The organism is Longicatena caecimuris (genome assembly GCF_018406465.1).
In the GTDB taxonomy this organism is placed as follows: Bacteria; Bacillota_I; Bacilli_A; order Erysipelotrichales; family Erysipelotrichaceae; genus Longicatena; species Longicatena caecimuris.
In genome coordinates, this window is the sequence record NZ_AP024510.1 from 947,364 (window position 1) to 967,166 (window position 19,803).

The window sequence follows — 19,803 nt, forward strand, 5'->3', positions numbered from 1 at the left end:
AAACTAAAGTAGAAGGGGATTTTGCCATATTAAATACTCCAATAACTTTGAATTTTAGAATGGATTCTAATAACCAATTTAATTTAATAAGTTCAACACTACCAGATGGAGTATCATTTATTGAAAATTCATCAAAACAAATTGTGATTCAGGTTGTAAACAAAAAACCGACAACAGAATTCTATATGAAAAAATCTATGCAGTCAGAAGATAATGGTGTAATTAGTGCGATTATAGATATAGATATATATAAAAAAGGACAAACTGGAGTGCCTATTAAGACAGAAAAGGGAGTAAATATTGATAATTATAATTCAAATACACTGACAAAAATAACCGATATTTTAACTTCTCTTCCAAGTGAAAATGATTATGATGTTTATATCACTGAAACTGCAGTAATATTTAGTAGTTCGATAGATGGTAAAATATATTCTAAACAACCTAAATTTAAAGCTTTTACTTATTGCCCAAACGAATCTAATCCTAACAAGATAAAATCATTAAGTGAACTTATTAAATTAACTACAGAAGGTGATGAGTCTTCTACTATCTATAAGTATGTAATTGATTTTAAAAATGAATATGCACCTTTAAATATACAAATAAAAAAAGTAGATAAAGCTACTAATAAGCCTTTAAAAGATGCTGAATTCACAATTACAACGAAAGAAAATGAAGTTTACAAATTAGTAACAACAGGTGATGTGGAAAAAGATATAATTACCATTCCGCATACAGAATCAGTTCATATAGAAGAAACCAAGTTTCCTCCTGGATACATAGCTGGAGATGCGTTTAAGCAAGATTATGTAATTAGTGATTTCCAACAAATAAAAGAAAGCCCGTCTGACTTAGTCGCAACGAAGTATTTATTGGAGTTGGATATAAATAATATTCGACAATACGAATTTGTATTAAATAAAACAGATGAAAATGGTTCGTTAGCTAACGCAACTTTAAATTTAAATGGTACAAGTGGAAGTCAATCAATTAGTAAAGAACTTAAAACAGTAAATGGTGTTCTTGATATTACACCAGTTTTAAGTGAAATGGCTGACCTATCAATGAGTGATTGGACATTTAGTTTGACTGAAAAAGAAACAGATGATGGTTTACTTGTACTAAACGGTGTTGCAGCTACTTTTAAATTCCATCCTACGTATTTAGGCACATCAAATACTAATAAATATCTAGAAGTGCTATCTAAAAACGAAAATATGAGTGATTTAAAATTTGATTCACAAAATCGTTTTGCTGCTTCAATAACTCTTAAAAATAATAGTATACCAATCAGCTTAATTCTTAAGAAACAAGATAATAGTGGAAAACCATTAGCTGGAGCTGTATTTGAAATCAAACCTTTACATGGGAAAGCTATTGTGGTAACAACAAGTGGTACATCTTCTGGTGATAAAATTAATTTGCCATATGATGATGGATATACCTTACGTGAAACAAAAGCGCCTGAGGGTTACCAGTTAGATTCTACTGTATATTACTATACACTGAAGGACTTTACTGCTACAGGTAATCCAATTACTGCTTATAATAAGTCTGTTACTATTAAAAATAACCCTATTGTAGGTGAGTTGGAGATTACAAAACTAGATGAAAGCACGAAAGAAAAACTTAGTGGTGCTGTATTTGAGTTATATAAGGGAAAAATGCCGACATCTGGAACAGAAAGAGAAAAGTATGACAGTGTTAATAAAGATAACCCAGCTTATAAACTTATAGAAACAATCACAATTCCAGATAGTGGGATTGAAGTAGTAAAGAATCTAGCATATGGTGAATATGTTCTGAAAGAAACAACAGCTCCGAAGGATCACGATATATCTTATGAATTACAGTCTGTTAACGTTAGTGAGCATGGGAAGGCAGTAAAACTAGATGTTGAAAATAAACTAAGTTCTGGAAAACTTATTATTCAAAAGAGTACAGAAGATGGAAGTCCGCTTGCTAATGCAGAGTTTGAATTGCGCCGTAAAGATACAGACGAAAAGATCGGAGATAATTTAATTACTGGTGCGGACGGTATAGCGATTGTTGAAAGCTTGCCTTATGGTGAATATTATGTAAAAGAAATCAATACTCCACCGGGTTATATAACTGTTTCTGGGGCAATTACTAACGTTGTCATAAATAGTGATGAAAAAGAAGTGAAAGTCGTAAATAAAAAAGCAGAATTTAGTTTTAAATTAATTAAGCAGGATGCCGCAAGCGGTGATCGCTTAGCAGATGCAGAATTTGGTTTATTTAAGCATGGTGATTCACCATATAACACAACGAATCCTGCCCAACCGCTCTTAAAATTTAAAACAAATGCAAACGGTGTTTATACTGGAATGTTATCAAGTGCTGGAACTTATGATATTTATGAATTAGTACCTCCAAAAGGGTATGAACTTATTAAAGACTGTTTTGAGATAACAGTAACTAATGAAAAGCCAGCAGCGACAGAAGTAATAGTAAGTGACGATCGCTTGCCTGTTAAGGTCACGATTTATAAAGTTGACAGCAACGGTGGTAAACCTTTATCGGGAGCTGAATTCGCTATCTTCAATAAAGAAGATCTGACTACGAAAATTGCAGATGTAACGGAAACAACTACACCAGGTACGTATACAGCTTCTATCCCAGCTGCTGCAATATCTTATGTAGTAATTGAAACAAAAGCACCAGATGGTTATGTATTAGATACTACGCCTCATAACATTGTTATTAATCAAAAGGTACAAGCAGATATCATTGAGTTTGAAGCTGAACCACTGACAATTTCTAATGATGAAATGTCAGGAAATGTTGAAGTTGTAAAGTATGATGAAACAACAGGAACTAAAAAATATTTAGCGGGCGCAGTATTTGAAATTTATGATAGCAGCGGTAAGGTAGTTGATACGATAACGACAAATATCGAAGGAAAGGCAATGAGTAAAAACCTTAGCACTGGATCTTACACAATGAAAGAAATAAAGGCTCCAGAAGGTTATGAACTAGTTTCAGATGTGTATGACTTTACAATATCCCCAACTGTTAAACATAAGACGATTTCTGTTGAAAACAAGCCTTTAACCGGTTCATTCAAAGTGAAAAAAGTAGATGCTGAGGATCAATCAAAAGTCTTAGCAAATGCTACATTCGCAATCTATAAAAGCTATGAAGATGCAAAAGCATTAAGCGGAGAGCTTAAATCTATCAAAACAGGAGATAGCGGAATTGCAGAATTTAGCAATTTACTTTATGGAACGTATTATGTAAGAGAAACAGGTGCCCCTAAAGGTTATTACTTATCGACTGAAATTAAGACGGTGGAGGTAAATAAAGATTCAGGAAAAACAAATGCATTGCCATTTGTATTCACAGATGTTAAAAAACCGACCACAGGAAAATTCAGTGTGTTAAAACGTGATAAGGATACTGCTGAGGGACTGCAAGGTGCAGAATTTAAGGTAGTAGGAATTAATGTTCAATATGATAAAACCTATATGACAGACCAAAATGGTACCTTTACTACAGATGAATTAGTGTTTGGTGAGTATAGAGTAACAGAAACAAAAGCACCAAAAGGCTATAAGCTTGCTGAAAATCCAGTACAAACTATAAATTTGAATGCTGATTCTGATGAAGACTCATTATTGCTTATCTATGATAATGCTAAAATTAGGGCAAGTTTGGAAATTCTTAAGGTAGATAGTTCTGATGAGCATAAACCATTGGAAAGTGCGACATTTGATATTTATTCTTTAGATGATTATGGTAATCGTGTTGAATTTATCGAACGTTTGATTACTGACAGCAATGGTAAAGCTACATCTACTTTATTAGGTGTTGGAAAATATGAAATCGTAGAAATTAGTGTTCCAAATGGTTATAAATTATCAGAAAATAATGATTTATACTTTACTGTTAATGAAAATAGTCCAGAGGTCATAACAAAAACCATTGTAAATGATGCTATAACTGGTAGTCTTAAACTAAATAAAAAAGATTCTGAGACGAAAGAGCCTGTAGAAGGTGTTGAATTTACTGTTTATGATGCTGATGATAATGCATATGCAGTATTGAAGACAGATAAATACGGAATAGCATCACTTGATAAAATACCATATGGTAATTACTATGTAAAAGAAACAGATGTACCTGATGGATATAAATTGAATAAAGATTTCTATGAGGCATTTGCAATCGCCAGTAAAGATGGACAAGTATATGAATATACAATTGAAAACGAACCTATCAAAGGAGCAATTGAGTTAGTCAAAGTAGATGCTGAAGAAACAGGAATTGGTGTACCTGGAGCGACTTATGGAATTTTCAAAGAAGCTATATTAAATGAAGAAGGTAAGTATGAAGTTGTAGAAAGTTCCTATATGGAAGGCTATGATATGGTTACCTTACCTGATGAAATTGAAATAATGGATCCAAATGAAAATCCTGAAGAATATGCCAGCGATGGTTCAGTAGCAGAGGAATCTGATCCAAATATTGAAATTAATAACACGCTGATTACGCATGTTCCAGTGAAATCAAAAATTCTAGATTTAGGAACATATTATGTAAAAGAAATTGAAGCACCTAAAGATTATGAAATAAACGATGCTGTTCTTGTCGCAGAAGTGAAGCAAAATGAAGATGAGGAAACCAAATATGATGATGTTTTAATTCAAGTTGAAACAAATGATGTTCCTAAAAAAGGAAAAGTAGATATTTTAAAGGTTGATGCAAAGGATTCCAAAAAGAAACTTAAAGATGCTGTCTTTGCTATATTTACAGAAGAAAGCTATAATCAATATTTAGAAGATTTGAAGATTCTTGAAAAAGATCCTAATGCTGATATTTCTGTTACGGAAGCAGAGATTTATTTAACGACAGATGAAGAAGGAAAAGCATCCTATGATCAACTTAAATTTAATGAGAGCTATGTATTGATTGAGTATAAAGCTCCGTTGAATTATGAATTATCCGACAGAGTTGAAAGGTTTACGCCAAGTGCAGAAAATCCTTCATTTGATTATACGTTTGAGAATACTTATCATGATAGTATTACCATTCATAAAATAAATGAATTCGGCTTGCCATTAGAGGGAGTAACGTTTGCACTGCATTGGGCTGGAGAAGATGGACAGGTGCAAACTGATGATGATGAAAAAATAGCTACTTTTGAAACGGGCTATGACGGTAAAGGAATTGCATCTTATCGAAGCGACCAGTTAGCTCCTGGCAGATATTATGTAACGGAAGAAAATCCTGCTAGCTACGGCTATGATAAATCAGATGAAATTAAAATCATTGATATTACGCCAGATAAGCATGATTATACCTTTTATTTCGAGAATCAGCCGTCAAAAGGTGAAATTGAATTATGGAAAACCGATGAAGCCGGTAAACCATTACCTGGAGCAAAATTCGTACTTTATAAGGCAGGCAGTTCCTGGTATCAAGATGAAGAGTTTGGCGATGTCACAGAAGATGTTAAAATTATGGATATTGAGCTTGATGAAAACCAACACGCATTAATTAAAGATTTAGATATTGGTTTCTATGTCATAAAAGAAGAGCAAGCTCCGGAGGGATATTTGCCAATCAATCCAATATTAATTAACCTATACTCTGATTCAACAGCTACGGAAAAAAATGGTAAGATTTATTATCATTATGAGAATCACATTGTGAATTATCCTATCAGTGGACAAATTGAAGTTCAAAAATCTTTAAAAGGCCCTGATGGCAATAAAGTCATTGGTAATTTAGAGAAGGCTACTTTCGAAATTCGTGATAGCAAAAATGCTGTTGTTGATACCTTGGTAACCAATAAAGAAGGTAAGGCTACAAGTAAAACATTATCTAAAGGAACATATTCGATAGTAGAAACCAAAGCACCGGATGGAAGTATTTTAAACGAAAATATCGGTACTGTTACGATTGATGGTTCTAAAGTTGATGAGCCATACGTTTATGAATTTACGAATGATGTATACACAGGCAAATTAAAAGTTATAAAGGTAGACGAGTACTGCAATACCTTAGCAGATGCCACTTTTGAAATAACAAGTGATGCGACGAATGAAGTGGTTGACAAAATAACAACTAAAGCAAATGGAATCGGAATCAGTAAGGATCTGCCATATGGATGGTATACAATACGTGAAACTATTGCACCACCAAACTGTGAGATTGATACGACTTCATATCACCGATTAATAGGCGATAAAGATGCGCCAATTGTTGAAGTTAAATTGGAAAATCATACCTCTAAAGAAGGTGTTATCAAACTTCTCAAGTATGACAAGGATAATCCAGAAAAACGATTACCAGGTGCAGAATTTAAGATAACATCTGTTAATGACCCTACATTTAGTGATGTGAGAATTACAAATGATAATGGTGAGATTCTATTAAATAATTATACACCGGGTGAATATAAAATCGTTGAAACCAGAGCACCGGAAGGATATCGCCTAGATCCTACGCCAACTTACTTTACGGTTGAAGATAAGAGCGATAGTTTCTTAATTCCTTTAACGAACGAACTTGAAAAAGGTAAAATCACATTTAGTAAAACAGGGGAAGTTCTTACTGGCTATGTGGCCGATCAAACGATAAGTGGTTTATTGCATCTGAATTGGGAAACTAAGAATTTGGAAGATGTTACCATTGGTATTTATGCTACTGAAACATTGTATTTAGATGGTAAGAAGTATGAAAAAGATGATTTAATACTTGAATTAAAGAGTGGTGAAACAAGTATTGATTTGCCTCTTGGAACTTACATGTATAAAGAATTGTCAGCACCATCAGATTATTTGCTTGATACAGAGTTCCATCAAATTAAGTTGACATCATCTGATACAACAGAAAATGCAGAAGCGTTTATCGATATGGATGATACGCATGCTACGTTTACGGCCAAATTAACAAAACAATTTGACGGTATGAACAATCCTGAATTATTTAAATATGTAAAATTTGGTGTCTTCACACAATATGCGATTGAATACATTGATAACAATGGTAATCAGAATGTGATACCTGCGAATTCTATGGTTGCAATGTTTGGCATTGATTCAAATGGCAAGAGTACGATGTCTGGTATTAAATTACCAGAAGGAAGATATTATGTAAGAGAAACGGCTACTGCACCAGGCTATGTTTTAAATACAACAACTATTCCATTTATTATAAATTATGATAATAAAAATGTGGAATTACAAATAAGGAATGATGACGATCCGATTATCAATTATGCCGGTTATGGACAAATCAAATTACAAAAAGTCGGCGAGACCTTCACTGCAATTGAAACAGTTGAAGAAAATGGGCATATCGTTACAAAACCGGTATTCACAATGGATAGTTTGAGTGGTGCGGTGGTAGAAATACGTACAAAGGTTGCTGTTACAATCGATGGAACATATTATCCAGTTGGTGCTGTCGTCGATACGCTAAAGAGCGGTACAAAGGATATTAGTAGAAAATTACCTTATGGAACCTATGTAGTTGCCGAAAAAGAAGCACCAGATGGTTTCATAGTTGATACAAGTGAGCATGAGGTTATATTAGACCAAGATATAGTAAACTTTAAACCAACGCTTGAAACTACAACAATTGAAAACCATAGAAATAAAGTTTCGTTAACGGTTTATAAAGAATTCTATGGGGTAGCGGATGCAACGGCACTTTATCCTAAGGTTATATTTGGTATCTTCTCTGCTGAAGAAATAAAAGGTGCTAATGATGGAGCATTAATCAAGAAAGATACACTAGTTCAGTTAATGCATGTAGACAGTGATGGTAAAGCAACTAATAACACATTATTACCAGTTGGTAAATACTATGTGAAGGAACTCGATACAGCAGATAACTTCGCTGTTGAGACAGCGAAATATCCGTTTACCATAGAAAACAATAGTTCAGGTGCTATTGTAATTGATGGAATTTCTGAGGATAAGCCAATTATTAACTATCCAGATACAGGATTTACACCATTTAAGTTCCGTAAGGTGGATGAGAGTGGCAATCCATTAGCGAACGCAACATTCCAATTATTCTCTTGTACAGAACACCATACACACGATTTATTAGCAAACCCTGATGAATCTGGCAGTTGTTGGAAACCAATGGACACTAATCCTGCGGTAACAAGTGGAGAAGACGGTATTGTAGAATTCAAGAAACTAGCTAATGGTGAGTATCGCTTAGTTGAAACGGCGGCTCCTGATGGTTATGGACTACCTGATGGACAATGGAAAGTTACCATAAATAATGAAGCAACGAAACCAGTAGTTATTAACTCATTAGAAGGTGCTCCTGATGCAACATATGTTTCAGCGAATGGCACTTATGAATATCAGATTAAAAATGTGCTAGCACATAATTTGAAATTCCGCAAAGTAGATACAGATGGAAGTGCGTTGGCAGGTGCTAATTTCCAACTATATAGTTGTAATAATACAGCATCATCACATATTCATGATGAAACTGCGAATATCGATGGTACTAATCTTAACTGTTGGACACCTATAAGCAATACACCACAGATAAGTGACTCTGATGGATTTGTTGAATTTAAAAGCTTAAATGATGGAGAATATCGTTTGGTTGAGACCAAAGCACCATCAGGTTATATATTACCTACAGGTCAATGGTCAGTAACGATTAAGAACTCATCACCAACACCAATCGTGTTTAAATCAATTGATGGTGCACCTGATGTGAAAACGGTAACTATTGGTACTTCTTTCGAATATCAAATAGAAAATGAGTTATCTCATAACTTTAAATTCCGTAAAGTGGATCCAGATGGTCTTGCATTAGCAGGAGCAAGTTTCCAACTCTATAGATGTGACGATACTAGTTCAGGACATACACACGACGATCTGGCAGATATTGAAGGAAATGGCAGCAGTTGTTGGAAACCTATATCAGAAACACCGGTCGTTAGTGGTGAAAATGGATTTGTGGAATTCACAGATATTGAAGAAGGCGAATATCGTTTAGCTGAAGTAGCAGCTCCAGAAGGTTATGAACTTCCAAAAGGTCAATGGGCAATACAAGTTAATTACACTGATAAAGAAAATCCTATTAAGATTACTGCAAAAGGAAATTCGTTACCTCCAGCATTTAAGAAAGTGGAAACGAGTGATGGAAGTTATGAATATCAGGTAATTAACAGAAAGAAACAAGATTTGCCTATTATGGGTAGCACTGGAAATTCTAACTATCTGCGATATGGAAGTATAATGCTGATTCTAGCATGGTTATTAAGAAAACGTAAAAAGGAGGAATGTTATGGATCATAACCATTAAAGTTTTTCTTGATAAATTTATATAAATGTAACAGAAAGGAAAGGTAAAAGAAATGAAAAACAAATTGAAAAAAATCACAGCTATGTTATTGAGCATAGGAATGCTAATGACATTATGTGTTGGCGCAAATGTAAAGGCAGCTGAGCCTGAGACGGGTAGTATCACGATTCACAAGTTAAAAGTAGAAGAAGAGGATGACTACAATAAATTAGTTGAGGGATTGAATAATAAAGGTACTGGACAATTATTAGAAAAAGACAATCCACTTATCAAAGATTATAAGCCATTCCCTGGTATTACATTCAAATTAACAAAACTTGTCGATGATGGAAGTGTAAAACTAGATCCTAAAGAGGCTACTGATTTATTCAATAACCATAGAGATAAGACGTTTGGTACTGATGGAACTAAAGAAGGTACAACAGATGATAATGGTGAGTATAAATTTGATAATTTGCCATTAGGTGCTTATTTATTACAAGAAGAAGACCATGCGCAAGTTAGCAAAAAAATGGCACCAGCGATTATATATGTACCAACATATAATCCTGAAAACAAAACAGATACAAATGCTCCAAAATGGTTATATGATATTCATGTATATCCTAAGAATTTAATTCATCAAGGTGGTCCAGATATCGATAAAGATGTTGTCAATGAGGGAAATAATCATGCAGGTGAAAATATTGGTGATGTTTTTCCTTGGATTATTACTACAACGGTTCCATTAAAAGATGATGAAGAAATTTATAACAAATATATTATTACAGATGTAATTGATTCACGCTTAGATTTTGTTAATGAAGAGAAGATTTCAATCGAAATGCGAGACTCTTATGGAAATTCACATGATTACTTAACGCGCGATGCTGATTATTATACACAATATGATGAATCAACACGCGAATTGAAAATCACATTAACTAATGATGGTATTAGAAAGATCTGTAGTGTTGCAAGAAATGGAAAATTGGTTACGAAGTTCTATACAAAAATAAATGATTCAGCAATTTTAGGCGATGAAATTGATAATACTGCTCATTTATCTTTTACAAACTTCAGTGGTCAAGATTATGAGAAAGATAGCGATACACCAGAAGTACATACTGGCGGTATTAAAATGATAAAGGTTGATAAGGAAAATTCTGCAAAAGTATTGAAGGGTGCAGAATTCCAGGTTTTTGCATCTGAAGCGGATGCAAAAGCTAAAAAGAATCCAATCAGCATTAATGGTAAGAATACTTTTGTATCAAATGAACAAGGTATCGTAGAAATCTTTGGTTTAGCTTACGGTACTTTGGGTGAGTCATATGAAGAAAACAATAATCGTTCAACGGATTATTGGATCGTAGAGACAAAAGCTCCTATTAATGAGAAAGGTGAACCATATAGCTTATTGAGTGAGCCTTTAAAAGTAACAGTTAATGCTACAAGTCATTTAGATAATCAAACAATAACTGTATACAATGCACTGACAAATACTGATCTTCCATTCACCGGTGGTATTGGTACAATTATCTTTGTTATCGGTGGTATTGCTTTAATTGGTGCAGCAGTTGTATTAAATAGAAAAGGCAGCCGTAAAGCTGTTAAGTAGAAAATCAGGGGATTCAGTTCCCCTCTTTTCTGCTTTATACGACTAAGATGAAAATACGAAAGCTAATAACAACCTTGCTGTTTCTAGGTGGTGTTATTTTACTGGCCTATCCAAACGTAAATGTTTTATTGTCTAATCATGATCAAACCATAGCTGTAAAGAAATACAATGATAAGGCATTGCATTATGATAAAGCAATGGTAAAAAAGGAAATTGATAAGGCAAAGGTATATAACAAAAGCATCTTAGGTACTGAGGTACATGACCCTTTTGTACCTGGAAGTGGTGTGGTTATTCCTGATAACTATAATGACATCATGAATGTTGCCTCCGGTATTATGGGCACATTGGAGATTCCTTGTATTGATTTAAACTTGCCTATTTATCATGGTGTGGCAGAAAAAGTTATCCGCAAAGGTGTTGGTCATTTACGTGAGACGCCATTTCCTATTGGAGGGAAAGGAAATCACACGGTTTTAAGTACTCACCGCGGCTTGCCTGAGGCAAAATTATTTACAGATTTGGATAAAATGGAAATTGGTGATGAATTTTACATTCATATTTATAATCAAGTTCTTGCTTATAAAGTAGATAAGATCATCGTAGTGAAACCTAATAAAACAGAATATTTAAAACCAATTGCCGATGAAGATCATGTGACTTTATTGACCTGTACACCATATGGAATCAATTCACATCGCTTATTGGTAAGAGGAATACGAACAAAGTACATACCAAAGCATAAAGCAATGATAACAAAGAAAACGTGGCCAAAGGAAATAATTATACTGTTAGTGCTAACTGGAGCTTTAGTATTGATGATAGGTTATAAAATAGTTAAAAAAGTAAGGAGTCGAAAAAATGAAACAAAAATCAGCTAGAATAAAAAAGATAATGGCAGTATTCTGCTGTATGGTGATGGCAATGGCAATTGCCGGATGCCAGCGTACGGATAAGTCTTCACCAAAAGGTTTAACAGAAGTTTATTTGGAGAAGATGAAAGAAGGAAAGTATAAAGAAGCATGTGATACCGTCGGTGCTGAATTTGATCAAAAAAGCTATGATAAGAGTGCTAGTTTGCAAAAAGAACTTATGAAGTTAACTTATGCAAATATGACCTATGAGGTTAATGAAGAAAAAATCAAAGATGATAAAGCAACAGTCAGTGTTAAAGTAAAAAACTTTAATTATATAGATACAATGAACGATGCTATCTATGAAACTATGAAACAAAAAAAAGATGATGAATTCACGAAAAGTGAGTTTACAAAGAAAATGAAAAAAGCAAAACAAAAAGAAGAAACTGTTTTAGTTAACTATCGCAAAGAGAATAAAAAATGGATTTTTGATGGTAGCAATTCTTTGTTGAATGCGGCTATGTTAGGATATTTGAATTCTTAATTGTTAAAATTATTTAGAAATGATATAAATTTTTGTATATTTATATTATTTCTTTATATGTTTCATTCATAAGAAAGGAACAGTAAATTATGCAGACGATACACGTTCTTGAAATACAGAAAATAGATGTGATATGTGAAGATAACAGAGGCTTTGATGAGAAAAATTTATGTTTACAATTATTCTCTGATGCCAGTTATTCCATACCTGTACGCAGTTGTGATTTTTTCTATATTTGGAATATGATCACAAACTATCATCCTCGAAGTTATTGTCACAGACGGATTCATGATATACAAGAAAACTACTTTCTGATGTGTATTGATGATAATGCAAAAATACAAAAATTAATTACAAATTTAAAAGAATTGTCTATGTCACAGGTGTATCAAGCATTACTTAGTGAAACACACCAGCAATATCGTGGTAATTATTTAAAATGTCTGGAAAATCTAAAGAAAGTGCTCTTAGTATCTTTCCAAAAGGCTTATGATGAACATAAAGGTATCGTATATTACAATGACGATTATTAAGATAAATGAATAGGTAAGGGAAGTCATCTTGTGAGATGATTTCCTTTTTCATCTGCGTATGGTAAAATAAGCAGGTAACGAAAGAGGATGATATATATGTTATTGTCAGTGGAACATTTAACAAAGCATCAGAATATAAAACCAATTGTAAAAGATGTCAGTTTTGCGATTGAAGATCATGATAAAATTGCCTTGATTGGTGTCAATGGTACTGGTAAAACGACCTTGTTACGTATCATAGCAGGTCTTGAAACGTATGAAGAGGGTAATATGATACGTAAAAATAATTTACGAATCTCTTATCTTCCCCAAGACCCTGTGTTTGATGAAGAGGATACGATCTTGCATCAAATTTTATGTATGGATAAAGATATTAAGGAATTTGAGGCAAAGGCAATATTAGGGAAACTTGGTATTTATGATACTGCGCGCATTGTGAAGCATCTTAGTGGTGGACAGCGCAAACGTGTTGCTTTAGCAAGAGCCTTGTTACAGCCTTGTGATCTTTTACTATTGGATGAGCCGACTAACCATTTGGATAATGATATGATCGAATGGCTAGAGAAGTATTTATTGCGTTATTCTCATGCGATCTTTATGGTAACACATGATCGTTATTTTTTAGAACGTATCTGTGATAAGATGATGGAAATCAATCAGGCAAACATATATACCTATGAGGCTAATTATTCACAATATTTGGAATTAAAAGCACAACGCGAAGAAATAGCGCAGGCGAATGAGCGCAAACGGCAAAATATTTTGCGTACGGAACTTGCCTGGATGCGTGCCGGTGTACAAGCCAGAGGAACAAAAAGCAAGGAACGAATCGAGCGGTTTCATAAACTTAATGCAATAGAGAAACCGAATGAACAAGAGAATATAAAATTGGATGCTATAAGTTCTCGCTTAGGTAAGAAAATTATCGAATGTGAAAATTTATCTAAGGCGTATGGGGAACACCTCTTGTTTCATGATTTTTCTTATCATCTTCAAAGAAATGACCGCATTGGTATTTTGGGTGCGAATGGGTGTGGAAAGACAACCTTATTGAGAATATTGGCAAAAGAATTGGCTCCAGATAGCGGTGAGGTGGTACATGGAGATACGGTTAGAATAGGCTTCTTTAAGCAAGGACATGAAGAAATGGACATGTCTATGCGCGTATTGGATTATATTCAGGAAAGCTCGAATGCCATTACGACCATGGAGGGAACATATACAGCTTCGCAAATGCTGGAACGATTCTTGTTTGATGCCAAAGCGCAATATATGCCAATTGGGCGTTTATCCGGTGGTGAACGCAGACGGTTATATTTATTAAAGGTATTGATGCAGGCACCAAATATCTTGTTTTTGGATGAACCAACCAATGATTTAGATATTCAGACCTTACAGATTCTGGAAGATTATCTGGATACATTTAATGGGGCGCTTATTACGGTGTCACATGACCGTTATTTCCTTGATCGTATTTGTGATAAGCTGTTTGTATTTAATTCGGATAAAACGATACAGCAGTTTTTGGGAGGCTATAGTGCCTTGATGGAACTAGGGGAAAAGAACACAGCAGTAGATAAGAATGAAAAAGCAGTGAAACCAAAGGTAAGTCCGCGTTTATCCAGTAAAGAGAAACAGGAACTGGAAATGATGGATGAACATATGGAAAAGCTGCAAAAACAAATTGAAGCGATTGATGAGCAAATGGAGATGGATACACAAGATTTTGTGAAATTGCAATCTTTAAGTGAACAGCGGGAAGCCTTGGAAACCAAGATTGAAGAATTAATGGAACGCTGGGAGTATCTTAGTGAAAAACAGCAGGCCATCGAAGATTTAAAAAAAGGAAAAAGCAGATGAAGCGTGAACGTTTATATGGAATCACGATATATTTGTTGAATCATGGGCGTACCAGCGCCAAAACATTAGCAGAATATTTTGAGGTTTCAGTGCGCACGATTCAGCGGGATATGGATGCCTTAAGCATGGCGAAAATTCCTATTATTGCTTATCCCGGTAGTGATGGCGGTTATGAAATACAAGAAGGTTATCGCTTGGATGAACAATGGGTGAATGAGGAAGAGTTTTCTATGATGGCTACTGCATTGCAAGGTTATTCCAGCGCAATGGGAGAAAATCAGGTAGTTGATTTATGTGAAAAGATAGAACAGCTCTCTAAAGATGATTCCCATATCCTGTTAGATTTTAGTGTATTACAGGAACATCCGCTCATCTATCAACATTTGCAAATCATTAAAACAGCCATGCTGAAGCATTGTTGCTTACGCTTTATGTATACAAATGCGCGTAATGAACGAAAGAAGATAGTGGCAGATGCTGCCGGATGTATGTATAAATGGTATGCTTGGTATATGATTGCCAAAATGGAAAAAGGCTATCGTATGTATAAGTTAGTGCGTATGGAAGATATTGAACTCGTTAAGGATATGCAAGCGCAGCCGCATCCTGCATTACGTGAAATTATCGCATCTATGCATGATGAGAAACATCAACAGCCGATGATAGAAATTCGTTTGCGTTGTGATAAAGCAAAGAAACTATCAATTTTGGAATATCTGCCGGGTGAGATTTTGCAGGAAGATAAAAAAACTTTCTTATATCGTTTGTATGTGCCTAAAGATGAGCATTTCTGGTATGCGAATCTGTTAGCCTTTGGCGATAGGATTGAAGTGTTACAGCCAATAACGTTAAGAAAACGTATCTATGAAGACAGTAAACGATGGATACAACTTTATCAAGAACTATGACATACTGTTGTCGTAGTTTTTTTGTTATGATATAGCTGTACATAGGAGGATGCAAGATGAAAAGAGAATATGGTATTGCGCGCTGTGGACTTGCCTGTTGTTTATGTAGTGAAAATACGACTTGTCAGGGGTGTTTAGGTGACAATTGTGCTTTTATGGATGCTTGTGAAAATCGCAATTGCTCAAAAGAAAAACAATACGGACATTGTTATGAATGTGACAAGGAATGTCGCAAGGGTATGTTGAGTAAGAGCAAACCTTATGGCTTTACTCTATTTGCAAAGCGATATGGCGAGGAAAAACTTTTAGATTGTCTGGCAGCGAATGAAAAGAATGGGATTGTTTATCATAGAGAAGGTATTTTTGGTGATTATGATGTGTTTGATGATGTTGAAGAATTGATACAATTTATTTTAACGGGGAAACGTGGATGAAATAGAATAGAAAAAGCTGCTCATGACAAGAGTGAAGATTGCTCTTGTCATAGGGCAGCTTTATGTTATTGCTCTACAGTGTTGTGTTCTGCATCCCATTCCATGATAACATGTTCTAATACTTCAGCAGCAGTAGCAACTGTATTCTCACATTTTATTTCTTTATTATGAAATACCGGTTTGATTTGCGCACATAGGCGAGAACCCATGCGTTTCTGAAAAGCGATGACCAGCTTTTGCGTCAATGGGCGCATATCTGCATAATCATGTGCTTTGGTTTCTACATAGCGAGAGCTGATGACACAAGCTGCACCGCTGAGGGCACCGCAGACATCCCCAATTTGAAAACCTCCCCCAAAAGCGGCGGTCATATTCATGTCCTTGTCATGTAGCCCCAGATCATAGACCTCATTTCCCGCACGAATGATACTTTCTGCACAGTTATATCCCATGCGATAATACTTTATAGCAACTTCTTTTAACATAAACCAATTTCCTTTCTCTTCATACGAATTAATTTTAGCATGCTTGTTTTTCGTGTCAAGAAAGGGATGTGAAATTCATGCATTACCATTTATTTTTATTTGTTTTATAAGCGAATTGATACAAAAAGTGCAAGATATTTCTTATTCAATCTGCCAATCAATAGGTGTTTGTCCATGCTGTTTTAGAAAGTCATTGGTTTTGGAGAAATGCCGACAGCCAAAGAAACCGTAATCCGCACTGAATGGGCTAGGATGTGCACATGATAGAATAAGATGTGCCGGATTGGTGATAAGTGCCATTTTATTTTTGGCATTACGCCCCCATAAAAGGAAGACGATTGGCTCTTCGCGTTCATTTAACTTTTGAATAATCGCGTCGGTTAATTGTTCCCAACCATGATTGGCATGAGAATTCGCCTGACCACCGCGAACGGTTAATACGGTATTTAACAATAATACGCCCTGTTTTGCCCATTTCGTTAATTCTCCATGAGAAGGGATGTTACAGCCAACATCGTTTTTTAATTCTTGAAAGATATTTTGTAAAGATGGGGGAGGGGTAACTCCTTTTTTAACGGAGAAGCATAAGCCATGCGCCTGTCCTTTGCCATGATATGGATCTTGTCCTAAAATAACAACCTTAACACAATGATACGGTGTATATTTTAAAGCGTTAAAGATATCATACATGCTAGGATATACCGGATGATGATTATATTCATATACTAAAAATTTGCGGATGTTCTGGTAATATTCTTTCGCAAATTCATCTTTTAATATTTCGTCCCAAACATTGCCAATCTGTACCATAAAAACACCTCTTTCCTCTTTATTTTACTCTATGTGTATCATGAAGTAAACGTTATCGAGAAGAAAATAAGGGAAAGCAACATTCTACTATAATTTCTACTCATTTTATTATGAATTGTTATATAATGAACTAGAACTTACGAAAGGCTTAGGGAGTTATGATGGAAACTTTATTATTGCAAAAGCTGGCAGAACAGCTGCCACTTGAGACGATGGTTGAACATGATCATGAGGTACGTAGTGCTTATTTACAAAAAACATTGCGTTTCTTACATCTTATAAAAAAGGCCGATATCTTAACTATAGAAGAATATACATATTTATATAAGTTACGTAATAAAATTAATGATATTTGGCGTAATTATTTAAAGGGAAGGATGAATACAGCTTCTTCTCAGATGCAAAATATGTTGCAGTGTTCCTTTCATCATCAAACATATGACATGATGTTTGAGCGTGTACAGCAGCTTCCAAATGTATTATATCGAGGAAGAGTATCTTTAATGCCACTGCTTGATTGTCAAGAATTTTATCATATCCCTTTTACAAAACGCTATTTGATTCAGAATCAGCGCTATTCAATCACAGGGATACCTTGTTTATATCTGGCTGGCAGTCTTCCTTGTATGTATAAGGAATTGGGAAAAACCAATATATCCTATGGTGAATTTTGTCCTTTAAAAGCATTTTCTTTATTGGATGTGAGCGTATCCTATCCACAGATGGAAAAAAGAAGATATTCGCATGAACAATTGTTTGCTTTTTTATGTACCATGCCATTAAAATACGCCTTATCCATATGGGCAAAGGATAATGAAAAGCATGCCTTTAAGAGCAATTATGTCATATCACAGTTGTTAACAGCAGCCGTTTATAATAGAAAGACCGATATCAAAGGTATCTGTTATGCATCTGGTAAAGCCAAAGAATTGCCTTATGAACAACGCTTGAATTATGTTTTTTTGCCAACGTTTCAAAATTTGGGACAAGCATATGATGAGGAACTTATGCATAGTTTTCAGATTACAGTTGTAAAGAAGGAAAAACAAAAAGTATAACAGTATGCATTTCTACATAAAAAGAAGTCATCACCTGTGATTTGATCTGGTTTTGACTTCTTTTTCATTTTATATGTGCATATTCTTATAAAATACAATGTTTTTTATCGTGTCTCATATGCATATGCCTGTTGTTTGGCAGCTGCCCTTTTTTCTTCTTCGGCCTGGGCAAAGCGAGCCGTTAAACGCGCATTGCTCAACATTAGCTTTAAACGATTTTCCTGATTTACCCGTGTCGCACTTGGGTCGTAATCAACGGCGACGATATTGGCGTTTGGATAGATATTTTTGATTTTACGTGTCATGCCTTTAGCAACGATATGATTTGGCAGACAGCCAAATGGCTGACAACAAACGATATTAGAAACATTACTTTTGATTAAGGCAACCATCTCACTTGTTAACAGCCAGCCTTCTCCCATCTTAGTACCACGGTTAATGATGCCTTCGCTGCTTTCCATAACTTCTTGAAAGGTATCGGGTTCACGGAAGACACCTTGTTGACGAATGGCTTTGATGGCTTTCATCTGTAAATGCTGAATATAACGACTGGCCATGGCAACAAAGCGATAGCTTTTGCGGCTGCGATTATAATATTCATGGTCAATGACCGTATTTTCCAGGCAATATAAACCGAAATCAAGAACTCCGGATACGACTGGTTCACAGCCTTCCTTGATCAAGAAATCTTCTAATTCATTATTACCTAGAGGGGCATATTTCATATAGATTTCTCCGACAATACCCACTTGAATTTTCGGTGTATTCTCACGTTCAATAGCCGCAAATTCCTCTAACATCATTACATAATTGTGATGAAGCTTTAAAAAGGAAAGAGAATTAAATTGTTCACTGATACGGTTGATCCATTTTTGGACAAGTGCATCACTTGCACCGGCATGCCGTTCATATGGTTTACATTGATTTTTTATCCACATAAGCATATCTCCATATAGAAAACCATATAATAGTCGTAGTAGCATACTGCCTGTCAATTTGAATCCACTATTTTTTTCTAACTTGGAAAAATTAACGGAAATGACAGGTACATGGCCAAAACCAGCTTGTTTTAGTGCCTTTCGCAGCAAATGGATATAGTTAGAGGCACGACAGCCGCCACCGGTTTGGGTAATGGCCAAAGCAATGTGATCGGTATCGTAGTTTCCTGATTTTAAGGCATCGATCATTTGACCGATGACCAACAATGCCGGATAGCAAGTATCGTTATGCACATTTTTCAATCCTTCATCAATGATCTGTTGTCCTTTGGTCTGTAACAACTCCATCTGATAGCCGTTTTGGCGAAAGATGTTTTGTAAAAATTGAAAATGTATCGGCAGCATCATGGGCACAAGGATTTTATGTGTCTTCTTCATTTCTTTGGTAAATTCTACACGGTTCATGA

The 19,803-nt window shown here is 35.0% G+C and carries 12 protein-coding genes; 9 read left to right on the forward strand and 3 right to left on the reverse strand.

The window, feature by feature from the left end; genetic code table 11:
• Positions 1-59: 59 nt before the first annotated feature.
• The 8 genes from KJS44_RS04415 to KJS44_RS04450 all read left to right on the forward strand — a co-directional run bounded on the left by KJS44_RS04415 (position 60) and on the right by KJS44_RS04450 (position 16,045).
• Positions 60-9,305, forward strand: coding sequence for a SpaA isopeptide-forming pilin-related protein (locus tag KJS44_RS04415; RefSeq protein WP_213540212.1), 9,246 nt, complete (start codon positions 60-62; stop codon positions 9,303-9,305).
• Positions 9,306-9,364: 59 nt separating this feature from the next.
• Complete coding sequence (locus tag KJS44_RS04420) at positions 9,365-10,909, forward strand: SpaH/EbpB family LPXTG-anchored major pilin (RefSeq protein ID WP_008689337.1); 1,545 nt, start codon at positions 9,365-9,367, stop codon at positions 10,907-10,909.
• A gap of 47 nt (positions 10,910-10,956) precedes the next feature.
• Positions 10,957-11,790: a class C sortase gene (locus tag KJS44_RS04425; RefSeq protein ID WP_008689334.1), complete on the forward strand. Its 834-nt coding sequence runs from the start codon at positions 10,957-10,959 to the stop codon at positions 11,788-11,790.
• On the forward strand, positions 11,771-12,310 hold the full coding sequence (locus tag KJS44_RS04430; RefSeq protein ID WP_008689332.1) for a hypothetical protein: 540 nt from the start codon (positions 11,771-11,773) through the stop codon (positions 12,308-12,310). Before KJS44_RS04425 ends, KJS44_RS04430 begins: the two co-directional genes overlap by 20 nt.
• Before the next feature lie 89 nt (positions 12,311-12,399).
• Complete coding sequence (locus KJS44_RS04435) at positions 12,400-12,843, forward strand: hypothetical protein (protein WP_008689330.1); 444 nt, start codon at positions 12,400-12,402, stop codon at positions 12,841-12,843.
• A 96-nt stretch (positions 12,844-12,939) separates the two neighbouring features.
• On the forward strand, positions 12,940-14,703 hold the full coding sequence (locus tag KJS44_RS04440; RefSeq protein WP_008689328.1) for an ABC-F family ATP-binding cassette domain-containing protein: 1,764 nt from the start codon (positions 12,940-12,942) through the stop codon (positions 14,701-14,703).
• A complete protein-coding gene (locus tag KJS44_RS04445) occupies positions 14,700-15,611 on the forward strand; it encodes a helix-turn-helix transcriptional regulator (RefSeq protein WP_008689327.1) in 912 nt (303 codons plus the stop codon). Before KJS44_RS04440 ends, KJS44_RS04445 begins: the two co-directional genes overlap by 4 nt.
• A gap of 56 nt (positions 15,612-15,667) precedes the next feature.
• Positions 15,668-16,045 carry a hypothetical protein gene (locus tag KJS44_RS04450; protein ID WP_008689326.1) on the forward strand — a complete coding sequence of 126 codons (378 nt, stop codon included), beginning with the start codon at positions 15,668-15,670 and terminating at the stop codon, positions 16,043-16,045.
• 65 nt (positions 16,046-16,110) lie between these two features.
• Here KJS44_RS04450 and KJS44_RS04455 read toward each other — a convergent pair whose 3' ends face one another.
• Both KJS44_RS04455 and KJS44_RS04460 read right to left on the reverse strand, forming a co-directional pair.
• On the reverse strand, positions 16,111-16,530 hold the full coding sequence (locus KJS44_RS04455) for a C-GCAxxG-C-C family (seleno)protein (RefSeq protein ID WP_008689325.1): 420 nt from the start codon (positions 16,528-16,530) through the stop codon (positions 16,111-16,113).
• Positions 16,531-16,671: 141 nt separating this feature from the next.
• Positions 16,672-17,340, reverse strand: coding sequence for a uracil-DNA glycosylase (locus KJS44_RS04460; protein ID WP_008689324.1), 669 nt, complete (start codon positions 17,338-17,340; stop codon positions 16,672-16,674).
• Between the two features lie 161 nt (positions 17,341-17,501).
• Here KJS44_RS04460 and KJS44_RS04465 point away from each other — a divergent pair, with 161 nt between their 5' ends.
• Entirely contained in the window at positions 17,502-18,398 is an 897-nt protein-coding gene (locus KJS44_RS04465; RefSeq protein ID WP_008689323.1) for a hypothetical protein, read from the forward strand.
• 104 nt (positions 18,399-18,502) lie between these two features.
• Here KJS44_RS04465 and KJS44_RS04470 read toward each other — a convergent pair whose 3' ends face one another.
• On the reverse strand, positions 18,503-19,801 hold the full coding sequence (locus KJS44_RS04470; protein WP_008689322.1) for a 2-hydroxyacyl-CoA dehydratase: 1,299 nt from the start codon (positions 19,799-19,801) through the stop codon (positions 18,503-18,505).
• Positions 19,802-19,803 lie beyond the last annotated feature (2 nt).

Excerpts from the sequence above, each read along its gene's own strand:
- KJS44_RS04415 (WP_213540212.1), top strand. The coding sequence starts at position 60 with ATGGATTCTAATAACCAATTTAATTTAATAAGTTCAACACTACCAGAT.
- KJS44_RS04420 (WP_008689337.1), top strand. The coding sequence starts at position 9,365 with ATGAAAAACAAATTGAAAAAAATCACAGCTATGTTATTGAGCATAGGA.
- KJS44_RS04425 (WP_008689334.1), top strand. The coding sequence starts at position 10,957 with ATGAAAATACGAAAGCTAATAACAACCTTGCTGTTTCTAGGTGGTGTT.
- KJS44_RS04430 (WP_008689332.1), top strand. The coding sequence starts at position 11,771 with ATGAAACAAAAATCAGCTAGAATAAAAAAGATAATGGCAGTATTCTGC.
- KJS44_RS04435 (WP_008689330.1), top strand. The coding sequence starts at position 12,400 with ATGCAGACGATACACGTTCTTGAAATACAGAAAATAGATGTGATATGT.
- KJS44_RS04440 (WP_008689328.1), top strand. The coding sequence starts at position 12,940 with ATGTTATTGTCAGTGGAACATTTAACAAAGCATCAGAATATAAAACCA.
- KJS44_RS04445 (WP_008689327.1), top strand. The coding sequence starts at position 14,700 with ATGAAGCGTGAACGTTTATATGGAATCACGATATATTTGTTGAATCAT.
- KJS44_RS04450 (WP_008689326.1), top strand. The coding sequence starts at position 15,668 with ATGAAAAGAGAATATGGTATTGCGCGCTGTGGACTTGCCTGTTGTTTA.
- KJS44_RS04455 (WP_008689325.1), bottom strand. The coding sequence starts at position 16,530 with ATGTTAAAAGAAGTTGCTATAAAGTATTATCGCATGGGATATAACTGT.
- KJS44_RS04460 (WP_008689324.1), bottom strand. The coding sequence starts at position 17,340 with ATGGTACAGATTGGCAATGTTTGGGACGAAATATTAAAAGATGAATTT.
- KJS44_RS04465 (WP_008689323.1), top strand. The coding sequence starts at position 17,502 with ATGGAAACTTTATTATTGCAAAAGCTGGCAGAACAGCTGCCACTTGAG.
- KJS44_RS04470 (WP_008689322.1), bottom strand. The coding sequence starts at position 19,801 with ATGAACCGTGTAGAATTTACCAAAGAAATGAAGAAGACACATAAAATC.